The organism is Xanthobacter aminoxidans, from assembly GCF_023571765.1.
GTDB classification, from domain to species: domain Bacteria; phylum Pseudomonadota; class Alphaproteobacteria; order Rhizobiales; family Xanthobacteraceae; genus Xanthobacter; species Xanthobacter aminoxidans.
On sequence record NZ_JAMJXC010000008.1, the window covers coordinates 60,649 to 71,809 of the forward strand.

The window sequence follows — 11,161 nt, forward strand, 5'->3', positions numbered from 1 at the left end:
CAGCGAGAGGAGCCGACACCATGGCCCATTTTCGCGACATGCGGACGCCGGTGACGCTGCTCACGGGCTTCCTCGGATCGGGCAAGACCACCCTGCTCAACGGGTGGCTGCGCGACCCGGCGCTGAGCGACGCGGCCGTCATCGTCAACGAGTTCGGCGAGATCGGCATCGACCATGCGCTCATCGCCGCCAGCTCCGACAACACCATCGAGCTCTCCACCGGCTGCCTGTGCTGCACGGTGAAGGGCGACCTCGTGGAGACGCTGCGCGACCTCACCGAGAAGCGCGCGCGGGGCGAGGTGAAAGCGTTCGCACGGGTCATCATCGAGACCACCGGCATGGCCGATCCCGGCCCGGTGATCCAGGCGCTCATCACCTTTCCGGTGGCGCGCACCTATCGCCTCGGGCGGGTGGTGACGGCGGTGGATGCGGTGCAGGGCATGGGTACGCTCGACCGCCACGCGGAGGCGCGCAAACAGGTGGGCGTCGCCGATGAGGTGGTGCTGACCAAGGCGGATCTCGCAGGCGCCGACTTAGCCCCACTGGAAGCCCGCATCGCCGGCCTTTCGCCCGGCGCGCGGCTGCATCTGTCCTCGCTCACCCACCTCGCCCAGCCCACCCTGCTCGACGGCATCGACCCCGCCGACCCAAACACCCGCCCGAGCGAAGTGCGCGCCTGGCTGCGGGCGGAGGCTTTCGAGGCGGCGGACCCCGTGCAGCATCGCGAGGATATCGGCTCTTTCTGCCTCGCCTTCGAGGAGCCCCTCCATTGGGAACACGTCTCGGCGTGGCTCGATGCATTGGCCATCGCCCATGGCGATGACCTGCTGCGGGTAAAGGGCATCCTCGCCATCGCCGGCCGCAGCAAGCCCGTCGTCGTGCAGGCGGTGCAGCGCCTGTTCTCGCCGCCGGTGGAGCTGTCCGCCTGGCCGGAAGGGATGGCGGGCTCGCGCATCGTCTTCATCACGCGCGGGCTGTCGCAGGCCTACGTGACCGAGGTGCTGGACGTGATCCGCACCCGCCCCGTGGCGCTCGATCTCGCGTCCTGACGCGCCGCCGGCCCTTCACTTTCAAATCGGCCCGCGCGGGCCTCGTCCTCGGGAGAGTAGCTTGGATACCATCATCAAGAACGGCCTCGTCGTGACCGCCGACGGCCGCTTCGAGGCCTCCATCGGCATCAAGGACGGGGCCATCGCCGGCATCTTCGAGCCGGGGCTGGAGCCGGCCGCCGCCGAGATCATCGACGCGAAGGGCCTTGCCATCCTGCCCGGCGTCATCGACATGCACTCGCACCACCGCGAGGGCTCGCTGCCGGGCTTCGAATACAAGGACACCATCTATACCTCGACGCTCCAGTGCGCCGCCGGCGGTGTGACCACCTCGGTCGCCATGCCCAACGTGACCCCGCCGCCCAACACCATGGACCTGCTGGAGAAGCAGTTCGCCATCTATGAGCGCGACGCGGTGGTGGACTGGAACTTCAATCCCGCCCCCACCATCCTGGAGGAAGTGCCGGCGATGGCAGCGACCGGCATCGCCGCCTTCAAGTTCTTCATGGTGGTGGACACCGGCCGCTCCTATCCGCACATGCCGGGTATCGGCGTGCATGACCATGGCAAGATCCTGGAGATCATGCAGGCGGCGGCGGCGCACGACGTGCCGCTCATGATCCATCCCCACGATCAGGCGCTGATGGACGTGATCGAGCAGGAATTCTGGGCGCGCGGGGAGCGCGACGCCCTCGCCTACGCCAAGGCCTACGCCGCCCATGACGGCGTGATCTGGGAGACCGCCATCGCCACCCTGCTGCGCCTGCAGAAGGCGGCCGGCTGCCATCTCCACATCCTGCACACCCAGACCGCCGGCTCGGTCCAGCTCATCCGCGAGGCCAAGGCGCGCGGGCAGAAGGTGACGTGCGAGCTGAACCCGTGGGCGCTGTTCCTCGGCTGCGAATGGGCCGCGATCCAGCGCCTCGGCTCCTATGCCCTGTCCTACTGGGTGCCGGAGAAGAACGTGCCCGGCCTGTGGGAGGGCGTGCGCGACGGCACCATCGACATCATCGCCACCGATCACGCTCCGCACACCCGCGAGGAAAAGGAGATCGGCTGGACCGACGGCTGGAAGGCCCATACCGGCACGCCCTCGACCCAGTTCTACCTCTCCATGTTCCTCACCGCCGCCACCGAGGGCAAGCTGCCGCTGGAACGCGTGGTGGAAGCCACCTCCACCCGCCCGGCCCGCCTGTTCCGGCTCGATCGCAAGGGCGAGATCAAGCCCGGCTATGACGCCGACCTCGTGCTGGTCGACCTCGAGACCGAATATGAGGTGCGCGACGAGGACGTGCTCTCCCTCGTCGGCTGGAGCCCCTATGCCGGCCGCCGCTTCAAGGGCAAGCCGGTGCGCACCATCCTGCGCGGCCGCACCATCTATCTCGACGGCAAGGTGGTGGGCGAGAAGGGATACGGCAGGCAGGCCGTCTCCACCGCCCGCCACGCGCACAAGGCGGCGGCGGAATGACCGCAGCCGCTCCCTTCTGGCGCAGCGTCTACGACTTCCTCGAAGGGCGCTCGCGCGCCGCAGGTCTCCTGCGGATGCTGATCTCGCTCGCCTTCGTGCTGGTGATCTGGCAGGTGCTGGCGACCTATGTGGTCACCAACAAGCTCCTGCTGGTGCCTCCGGCGGAGGTGTTCCGCGCGCTCGCCAAGGAGAGCGCCAACGGCGCGCTGTGGACCAACGCGCTCGCCACCGTGAGCGCGGTGGCGGCGTCCTTCCCGGTGGCGGTGCTGATCGGCGTCGCCATCGGCCTCGCGCTGGCGTCCAGCCGGCTGCTGGCCCTCACCGCCGGGCCCATGCTGACGGCGCTGAACTCGGTGCCGCTGGTGGCGCTGGCGCCACTGTTCATCGCGTGGCTGGGGCTGGGCTTCGCCTCCAAGTTCGTGCTCGTCACCATCTTCACCATCTTCCCGGTGCTGGTGACGACGGAAACCGGCCTCAAGGCCACCGACAAGAATCTCATCGAGGCGGCGCGCTCCTTCAACGCCTCGCGCTGGCAGGTGTTCACCACCGTATCGCTGCCCTTCGCGCTGCCCTTCATCGTCTCCGGCATCCGCGTCGCCTGGGCGCGGGCGCTGGTGGCCATCATCATCGCCGAATTCTTCGGCTCCTTCGCCGGCTTCGGCTTCGCCATCCTGGCCGCCGGACAGAGCTTCGACACCGCGACACTGCTCGCCTACGTCATCATGCTCGGCATGCTCGGCCTCATGGGCAGCATCTTCTTCGAGTGGCTGGAACGCCGGCTCGCGCCGTGGCGACAGGAGTGAACCGGATGGCACAGGCTCTCTCCATCGAAGGCATCAACAAGGTCTTCGAGCGCACGGGCAAGCCCTCCGTGGAGGCGCTGCGCGACATCAACCTCACCATCCGGGAAGGCGAGTTCGTCTCCATCGTGGGGGCGAGCGGATCGGGCAAGTCGACGCTGCTGCGCATCATCGACGGCCTGCTCCCGGCCTCCTCCGGCGTGGTGAAGGTCTCGGGGCACACGGTGACACGGCCGGGCGCCGACCGCGCCATGGTGTTCCAGCAGGATGCGCTGCTGCCGTGGAAGCCGGTGATCGACAATGTCGCCTACGGCCTCACCATCGCCGGCACGCCCAAGCGCGATGCCCACGCCACCGCCCAGCGCTTCATCGACATGGCGGGATTGAAGGGCTTCGAGCAGCACTATCCGCACCAGCTCTCCGGCGGCATGCGCCAGCGGGTGAACGTTGCCCGCGCGCTGGCGGTGAACCCGAAGATCCTGCTGCTGGACGAGCCGTTCGCGGCCCTCGATGCCCAGACGCGGGAGATCATGCAGACGGAGCTGCTCAACATCTGGCAGAAGAGCGGCACCACCGTGCTCCTCATCACCCACCAGATCGACGAGGCGGTGTTCCTCTCCGACCGCGTGATCGTCTTTTCCGCCCGGCCCGGCTCGGTGCGCGAGGAAATCCCGATCCCCCTGCCGCGTCCGCGCGCATTGGAGGTGAAGCGCCACGAGGCCTTCGGCGCGCTCGTGGACCGGATCTGGCACCTCATCGAGCACGAGGTGAGGAGCGCGGTCGCCGACAACCGTGCCTGACCTTCCGGCCCGTTGCTCACGCCGCCGGGGCGGCGCCTTCGCGGAGGGGCGCACCGCGCCGCACCGGCTCGGGCACGTTGGCCCCGCTGCCGCACAGATCGAGCGCACGGGCGAGGCTGCGCTCAATCTCGGCCTTGCGGATGCCGCGCGCGATGAAGACGAGGAAGGACGGCCCGCCGTCGTCCGCGCTCAGATGCGTCGGCGGATGCATCACATGCTGCACGCCGTGGATGGCCAGCGGCCGGTCCGACGATGTGGTCCGCAGCAGCCCCTTCACCCGCAGGATGCGGTCGCCGTGGGCGTGGAGCAGCGCAGACAGCCAGAGCGTGAAGGCCGGCCAGTCCAGCGCCCCCTCGATGGGCAGCGTGAAGGACGAGACCTCGGAATCATGGTCCGGGGCGTCGGCCAGGAACGGCGACGGCGGAGCATGGAGGCTTTCGCGCCCGGCCAGCACATCGCCGAGCCGGAACGTCTCGTCCTGAATGTCGAGGATGCGCGCGTCGGGGGAGATGGCACGCACCGCGGCGGCGAGGCGGGCCGTCGGCTCGGCAGCGCGCATGTCGCCCTTGGTGATGACCACCGTATCGGCGATGGCCACTTGCCGGCGCGCCTCGGGCCGATGCTCCAGATTGCGCAGGCCCGCCACCGCATCCACCACCGCCACGACGGAGGCGAGGCGCACATGCGCCTTGAGCCATGGGTCGCGGGCGAGGGTCGCGATGACGGGCGCGGGATCAGCCAGCCCCGACGTTTCGAGGATGGCGCGTCGCAGGCCCCCGCCGGCTCTGGAACCGTCCTTCGCCATGCGCACCAGATCGTGCATCGCCTTGGCGACATCGGCGCGGCGCGCGCAGCACAGGCAGCCACCGTCGATCAGCTCCACCGCCTCGCTGGCATGCACCAGCAGGCGATGATCGACGCCCGCCTCGCCGAACTCATTGACCATGAGGCCGGAATCGCCGCCCTCCGCGGTCTCGATGAAGCGGCGGATGAGCGTCGTCTTGCCCGAGCCAAGGAAGCCGGTCACGACGATCAGAGGCAGGCGCTCATCCATGGGCCGGGGCCTCCCGCATGGGCGCGATGAAATCCTCGGACAAGGGATCGATGCCGCGACCGGAGAGGCTTTCCGCGATGGGCCAGACATCGCCCAGCGTCGGCGCGATCTTGGTGCGGCCGCGCGCGTCGGTGAGCGCAAGCGCCTCCCCGTCCCAATCCTCGCAGACGAGGCCGAGGGGCTGAACTAGCGCATTCAGCATGGCGATGCGCCGCCGGCGCTCCGCGCGATAGTGCAGGATATCCTCGAACGGAAAGCGATCGTCGCGCTGCCGGGCGAAATCGCTCCAATGCTCTCCCGCACCGAAGATCGCGCACACCTCGCACATAGCGGTTTTCCTTCTCGAGATCAGGCGAGGCTGTCGGGCGCGCCGCCGAGCGGCAGTTCCATGTCCGACAGCATGCTCTGGGTGAGGCATTCGGAAACGCGCTTGCGGGCGAGCCCGGCGTGGGAGCTGCCGAGGGCATCCGCCCGGTCGGCGTCGCGGGCGCGGATCGCCTCCACCATCTCGCGATGCTCGCGGATGATGTTGCCGATGTGCGCGTCATACGCCTCCTCGGTCGCGAAGCAGTCGTAGGTCATGGCGAGGCGCGAGATGCGCAGATTGGTGGTGAGCAGCTGGAGATAGAAGCGCTCCACCACGCCATTGCGGCAGCAGGCGGCGATGGCGGCATGGAAGCGCCAGTTGATCTCCAGCATGGCCTCGGAATCCCGCCGCGCCGTCGCCGCCTCGAAGGCCTCCCGCTGGGCGTCGATGGCGGCGATCTGCGCCTCCGTCCGCCGCAGCGCCGCCCACCGGGTGACGAGGCGCTGCGAGAGGTCGAAGGCCTCCAGATGCTCGCGAATGTCGTTCCACCCCATGGGCGCGACCCGCGTGCCCCGGTTGGGCAGGATCTGCACCAACCCCTCTCCGGCGAGGCGGACGAGGGCCTCGCGCAACGGCGTGCGTGACAGGCCGAGGCGGCTCACCAGCGCCGCCTCGTCGAGGTCGGAGCCGGGCGCGAGGGCCAGCGAGACGATCTCGGCGCGGATCACCTGATAGGCGAACTCGCTCGATCCCCCCTTGGAGATCCCGGCCTTGGGTGCGGTGGGCACCTCGAGAGTGCCGCGTCCGGCGGCACGGGTGCGGCTTCTTTGTGCGCTTCGTTCAGACATCGTTGTTGCATGACTCAATTTATTTTGCATAAAATATGTATAAATAAGCCTTCCGTCAAGCATATAACATTGCAAAATCAACGATTTGGAGGGGTAACGGTGCTTTGGCAAGCCACCGCCAACGGGCTGCTTCTGGGCGGCCTCTATGGCATCGCCACCATCGGATTTTCGATGGTCTGGGGCGTCATGGGGGTCATCAACCTGGCCCACACCGGCTTCATCATGCTGGGCGCCTACATCACCTACGGCCTGTTCCGGTTCGCGGGGCTTGATCCGATCGCCTCCATTCCGGTCTCCATGATCGCCATGTTCGCGCTCGGCTATGCGCTGCAGGTGCTGGTGCTGAACCGCATCATCCGCACCAGCCTGCTCCTATCGCTGGTGGTGACCTTCGGCATCGAGCTTGTGATGGTGGATGCGGTCTCCATCGCCTTCACCTCCGACGTGCGCTCGGTGAACTCGTCCTATGCGGCGAGCTCCATCGAGGTGTTCGGCATCCTCGTGCCAGTGGTGCGCCTCATCGCGGCGGGCTTCTCCGTCACCCTCGGCATCGCCTTCTTCGCCTTCCTGCGCTTCACCCGTGCCGGGCAGATGATCCTCGCCACGGCGCTCGACCGGGAGGTCTCCTCCCTCATGGGCATTAATCCCGAGCGCATCTACGCGCTGACGGCGGGTGCCGGCGCGGCGCTGGCGGGGGCGACCGGCTCGCTCGCCTCAATGCTGTTTCCTGTAATGCCGGGCATGGGTGTCACCTTCCTGAGCGCGGTGTTCGTCATCACCGTTTTGGGCGGCATCGGCTCCGTGGAGGGGTGCATCGTCGCCGGATTCATCTACGGCCTCGTGCAGGCCTGGGCCGGCTACTTCCTCGGTGCCAATTATCAGGAGATCGTCGGCTTCGGCCTGTTCCTTCTGGTGCTGGCGCTGCGTCCGCAGGGCCTGTTCGGCCGCGCCTTCTTCGGGGAGCACGCATGAGCGCGCCAGCCTCTCCCTCGGGCGCGCGGCGCCGCGCGCTTCTCTTCTGGGCCTTCTTCGCTATCGGCACGGTGGTTCTCGCGCTGGCGCCCCTCGCCCTCAACAATTACTGGCTGCGGGTGCTGACCACGGTGTTCATGTACGCCACGGTCACGCAGGGGCTGAACGTCATCGTCGGCCTCACCGGCTATCACGCCTTCGGCAATGCGGTGTTCTTCGGCTTCGGCGCCTATGCCAGCGGCGTCGCCATGACGCTGGGCGCGCCCTTTCCAGTGGCGCTGGTGGCGGCGGTCGCCTTCTCGGCGCTGGTGGCGGGCATCGTTGGCTGGCCCATCCTGCGGCTGAGGGGGCATTACTTCGCCATCGCGACCGTCGCGCTGAACCTTGCCGCCATCCAGCTGGTCATCCAGGTGGGCGGCGTCACCGGCGGCGCCGAAGGCCTGCCGCTGCCGCTTTCGGACCTGCCACCGGGGCCGCTCTACCGCGCCATCTATCTGGTGATGCTGGCCGGCATGGTCGTCTCCACTTTGCTGGTGGCGTTCATCCTCACCCGCCCCTTCGGCTACGCGCTGCGGGCCATCCGAGATGGCGAGCGTGCGGCGGGGGTGATGGGCATCGACACCACCGCCACCAAGGTCGCGGCCTGGGCCATCTCCGCCGGTATCACCGGCTTTGCCGGCGGCGTGTGGGCCTACTGGATCACCTTCATCGAGCCGGCCAGCGCGTTCGATCCCGCCATCGGCGTGAAGGCCTACATGATGCTGATCCTCGGCGGCATGGGCACGGTGATCGGGCCGGTGCTGGGCGCCTTCGTGCTGGAATTCCTCTCCACTTTGGTGTGGGGCGGCTTCCTGCAGGCGCACCAGATCGTGTTCGGCGTGCTCATCGTCGTCATCTGCCTCGTCGCCCCCAATGGGATGCTGGTGGCGGGGCGCTCCCTGATCCAGCGGTGGAGGTCGCGCCATGGCGCTGCTTGAGGCGAACGACCTCGAAATCCGCTTCGGCGGCGTGAAGGCGCTGGCCGGCGTCTCCTTCCGCGTGGAGGAGGGCGAAGTGTTCGGCGTCATCGGCCCCAACGGTGCCGGCAAGACCACGCTGCTGAACGCCATTTCCGCCGTCTACAAGCTCAATGGCGGCTCCATCCGCTTCGCCGGGGAGGATGTCACCGGCCTGCCGCCGCATCGCCTTTCCCGCCTCGGCATCGCCCGCACCTTCCAGATCGTGCAGCCGTTCAAGGCCATGAGCGTGCGGGAGAATGTCGCCATCGGCGCCATGTTCGGCCATGCGCGGCTGCGCACCCGCGACGCCTGGCTCGCCGCGGCCGATGCCGCGCTGGAGCGCACCGGCCTTGCGCCCAAGGCCGCCTTCATGCCGCCGCAGCTCACCCTTGCCGACAGAAAGCGCCTGGAGGTGGCCCGCGCGCTCGCCATGGGGCCGCGCATCATCCTGTTCGACGAGGTGATGGCGGGCCTCAACCACACGGAGATCGAACGCATGATCGACCTCGTGAAGAGCCTCAAGCAGGCCGGCCTCACCGTGGTCGTCATTGAGCATGTGATGAAGGCGGTGCTGGCACTCTGCGACCGCATCATGGTGCTGAATTTCGGCGCCAAGCTCGCCGAGGGGGTGCCGGACGACGTGGTGTCCGACCCCAAGGTGGTGGAGGCCTATCTCGGCCAGCGCTTCGCCAAGGCGCACGCCGCAGCGGGAGGAGCACGATGAGCCTTCTCTCGGTCGAAGGCCTCGCGGTGGCCTATGGCGACAGCCGCGTCCTGTGGGACGTGGGCTTCGACATGGCGGAAGGCGAGATTGTCGCCCTGGTGGGCGCGAACGGCGCGGGCAAGACCACCCTACTGCGCGCCCTCACCGGCCTCGTGCCGGTGAGGGCGGGCCAGATGCGCTTCGCCGGCGCGGACCTTAATCCGCTGAAGCCCTATGAGCGCGCCCGGCGCGGCATCGCCATGGTGCCGGAGGGCCGTCGCCTGTTCGCCGGCCTCACCGTGCGCCAGAATTTGAAGCTCGGCGCCACCGCACGCCCGGACCGCACGGGCGAGGACGACGACCTCGCTTTCGTCTTCAAGCTTTTCCCCGAACTGGTTCGGCTGGAAGGCCGGCTCGCCGGGCTCATGTCCGGCGGCGAGCAGCAGATGTGCGCCATCGGCCGGGCCCTGATGGCGCGGCCGAGCCTTCTGCTCGTGGATGAGATGTCGCTGGGCCTCGCCCCGGTCATCGTCGATCGCATCGCGGAGGCCGTGCGCCTCGTGAACCGCGAGCGCGGCATCACCGTGCTGCTGGTGGAGCAGGACGTGGGCCTCGCGCTGGAGATCGCCACCCGCGGCTACGTGCTGGACACCGGCCGCATCACCATCGACGGCCCGGCGGACGACCTTCTGCGGCGCGAGGACATCCGCGCCGCCTATCTCGGCCTCAACTGACGTGCCTCAACCGATCCTTCTGGAGAGCGTGACGTGTCCCGACCCTATGACCTCGTGATCGAAAACGGCACGATCCACACCCCGACCTCCTCCTTCAAGGCGGACATCGCCGTCACCGACGGCAAGATCTCCGCCATCGGCGGCCCCTTCACGGAGGCGGCGAAGCGCGTGGATGCCAAGGGGCTCGCCGTGCTGCCGGGCCTGTGGCACGTCCACTGCCACTTCCGCGAGCCGGGCCACACCTACAAGGAAGACTTCCAGACCGGCTCTGCGGCGGCGGCGGTCGGCGGCGTGACCATGTGCATCGACATGACCAACAACACGCCGCACCCGACCACGCTCGAAGACTACGAGATGAAGAAGGCGCTGGTCGCGCCCAAGGCCCATGTGGACTACGCGCTCTATGGCGGCGGGCTCTATCCCCGCACCGTGGAGGCGCTGGCCAAGGCGGGTGCCATCGGCATCAAGATCTTCAACACGCGCCACATCAAGGAAGTCTATCCCTACATCTCGGAACTCGGCGTGCTCGACCACGGCATCCTGTTCGAGCTGTATGAGGCGACGCGGGACATGGGGCTCGTCGCCTCGGTGCACCATGACGATCCCGAGTGGTGCAAGCGGCTCACCTTCCGCGATTACATCGACAAGGGCCGCACCGATGCCATGGCCTATCACGAGAGCTTCTCGAAGGGCTACATGTACGGCCACGGCATGGTCGCCGGCCTTGCCGCCTCGCTCTATTACGCCCGCATCTGCGGGGTGAAGCTACACGTGCTGCATCTCGGCGTCATGCCCAAGGGCGCCAACGAGATGATCCACCATGCCAAGTTCGACCTCGGCCAGGACGTGTCGTGCGAGCTGGAGCTCGGCACCATGTTCATGAACCGGGCGCAGATGGAGAAGGTGGGTCCGCGCACCTACAACTGGGCCTATGATCCCGAGGCCGGCTGGGACGCCATCAAGGACGGCACGGCCGATATGATCGTGCTGGAGCACGCCCCCCATTCCAAGGAGGACGTGGACCCGGGCTGGAAAGACCTGTTCTCGGTGCCGCTGGGCGTCACCGGCGCGCAGGAATACATCCCGCTGCTCATGAACGCCGTCAACGAGGGGCGCCTCACCCTCAACGACGTGGCCCGCCTCGCCGCCGAGGCACCGGCGCGGCGCTTCGGCATCTTCCCGCGAAAGGGCGTGATCCAGCCCGGCGCGGATGCCGACTTCACCATCGTCGACATGAGCCGCGAGGGCGTGTTCCGCAACGAGGACATGCTCTCGCGCACCGGCTTCTCAAGCTGGGAGGGCATGGCCACGAAGGGCGCGGCCACCCACACCATCGTGCGCGGCACCATCGTGGCGCAGGACGGCAAGCTCACGGGCGCGCCGGGCTTCGGGCGCTTCGTGCCCGGCACCGCGGCATCTGCCTGAGAA

12 protein-coding genes are annotated in these 11,161 nt (G+C 68.0%); 9 read left to right on the forward strand and 3 right to left on the reverse strand.

Annotation, left to right across the window (positions count from 1 at the left end):
- The first annotated feature begins 20 nt into the window (after positions 1–20).
- The 4 genes from EJ105_RS13875 to EJ105_RS13890 all read left to right on the forward strand — a co-directional run bounded on the left by EJ105_RS13875 (position 21) and on the right by EJ105_RS13890 (position 4,117).
- Positions 21–1,049, forward strand: coding sequence for a CobW family GTP-binding protein (locus EJ105_RS13875; RefSeq protein WP_250166788.1), 1,029 nt, complete (start codon positions 21–23; stop codon positions 1,047–1,049).
- Positions 1,050–1,110: 61 nt separating this feature from the next.
- Entirely contained in the window at positions 1,111–2,517 is a 1,407-nt protein-coding gene (locus tag EJ105_RS13880) for a dihydroorotase (RefSeq protein ID WP_250166789.1), read from the forward strand.
- A complete protein-coding gene (locus EJ105_RS13885) occupies positions 2,514–3,320 on the forward strand; it encodes an ABC transporter permease (RefSeq protein WP_250166790.1) in 807 nt (268 codons plus the stop codon). The genes EJ105_RS13880 and EJ105_RS13885 overlap by 4 nt, the downstream gene beginning before the upstream one ends.
- Positions 3,321–3,325: 5 nt before the next feature.
- Positions 3,326–4,117 (forward strand): ABC transporter ATP-binding protein, encoded by a 792-nt coding sequence (locus EJ105_RS13890; RefSeq protein WP_250166791.1) that lies wholly within the window; start codon positions 3,326–3,328, stop codon positions 4,115–4,117.
- 16 nt (positions 4,118–4,133) lie between these two features.
- Here the strand turns inward: EJ105_RS13890 and EJ105_RS13895 are convergent, their stop codons facing one another.
- From EJ105_RS13895 to EJ105_RS13905, 3 genes are read right to left on the reverse strand one after another with little or no spacing between them, the layout of a single operon-like run.
- The gene (locus EJ105_RS13895; RefSeq protein ID WP_250166792.1) at positions 4,134–5,171 is read right to left on the reverse strand and encodes a CobW family GTP-binding protein; all 1,038 of its coding nucleotides are present in this window, start codon (positions 5,169–5,171) and stop codon (positions 4,134–4,136) included.
- Complete coding sequence (locus tag EJ105_RS13900; protein WP_051679102.1) at positions 5,164–5,499, reverse strand: hypothetical protein; 336 nt, start codon at positions 5,497–5,499, stop codon at positions 5,164–5,166. Before EJ105_RS13900 ends, EJ105_RS13895 begins: the two co-directional genes overlap by 8 nt.
- Positions 5,500–5,519: 20 nt before the next feature.
- On the reverse strand, positions 5,520–6,266 hold the full coding sequence (locus EJ105_RS13905; RefSeq protein WP_250166793.1) for a GntR family transcriptional regulator: 747 nt from the start codon (positions 6,264–6,266) through the stop codon (positions 5,520–5,522).
- A 159-nt stretch (positions 6,267–6,425) separates the two neighbouring features.
- Here EJ105_RS13905 and EJ105_RS13910 point away from each other — a divergent pair, with 159 nt between their 5' ends.
- The 5 genes from EJ105_RS13910 to EJ105_RS13930 are packed head-to-tail and all read left to right on the forward strand — an operon-like array spanning position 6,426 to position 11,158.
- Positions 6,426–7,298: a branched-chain amino acid ABC transporter permease gene (locus tag EJ105_RS13910; protein ID WP_024280023.1), complete on the forward strand. Its 873-nt coding sequence runs from the start codon at positions 6,426–6,428 to the stop codon at positions 7,296–7,298.
- Positions 7,295–8,275: a branched-chain amino acid ABC transporter permease gene (locus tag EJ105_RS13915; protein ID WP_250166794.1), complete on the forward strand. Its 981-nt coding sequence runs from the start codon at positions 7,295–7,297 to the stop codon at positions 8,273–8,275. Before EJ105_RS13910 ends, EJ105_RS13915 begins: the two co-directional genes overlap by 4 nt.
- Positions 8,262–9,020: an ABC transporter ATP-binding protein gene (locus tag EJ105_RS13920; protein WP_029557586.1), complete on the forward strand. Its 759-nt coding sequence runs from the start codon at positions 8,262–8,264 to the stop codon at positions 9,018–9,020. The genes EJ105_RS13915 and EJ105_RS13920 overlap by 14 nt, the downstream gene beginning before the upstream one ends.
- Complete coding sequence (locus EJ105_RS13925) at positions 9,017–9,733, forward strand: ABC transporter ATP-binding protein (protein ID WP_250166795.1); 717 nt, start codon at positions 9,017–9,019, stop codon at positions 9,731–9,733. The genes EJ105_RS13920 and EJ105_RS13925 overlap by 4 nt, the downstream gene beginning before the upstream one ends.
- Positions 9,734–9,766: 33 nt before the next feature.
- On the forward strand, positions 9,767–11,158 hold the full coding sequence (locus EJ105_RS13930; protein ID WP_250166796.1) for a dihydroorotase: 1,392 nt from the start codon (positions 9,767–9,769) through the stop codon (positions 11,156–11,158).
- Positions 11,159–11,161: the final 3 nt, after the last annotated feature.

Bases quoted from the DNA above. Each gene is read 5' to 3' on its own strand.
- EJ105_RS13890 (WP_250166791.1), top strand. From the start codon at position 3,326: ATGGCACAGGCTCTCTCCATCGAAGGCATCAACAAGGTCTTCGAGCGC.
- EJ105_RS13875 (WP_250166788.1), top strand. From the start codon at position 21: ATGGCCCATTTTCGCGACATGCGGACGCCGGTGACGCTGCTCACGGGC.
- EJ105_RS13915 (WP_250166794.1), top strand. From the start codon at position 7,295: ATGAGCGCGCCAGCCTCTCCCTCGGGCGCGCGGCGCCGCGCGCTTCTC.
- EJ105_RS13885 (WP_250166790.1), top strand. From the start codon at position 2,514: ATGACCGCAGCCGCTCCCTTCTGGCGCAGCGTCTACGACTTCCTCGAA.
- EJ105_RS13900 (WP_051679102.1), bottom strand. From the start codon at position 5,499: ATGTGCGAGGTGTGCGCGATCTTCGGTGCGGGAGAGCATTGGAGCGAT.
- EJ105_RS13925 (WP_250166795.1), top strand. From the start codon at position 9,017: ATGAGCCTTCTCTCGGTCGAAGGCCTCGCGGTGGCCTATGGCGACAGC.
- EJ105_RS13895 (WP_250166792.1), bottom strand. From the start codon at position 5,171: ATGGATGAGCGCCTGCCTCTGATCGTCGTGACCGGCTTCCTTGGCTCG.
- EJ105_RS13920 (WP_029557586.1), top strand. From the start codon at position 8,262: ATGGCGCTGCTTGAGGCGAACGACCTCGAAATCCGCTTCGGCGGCGTG.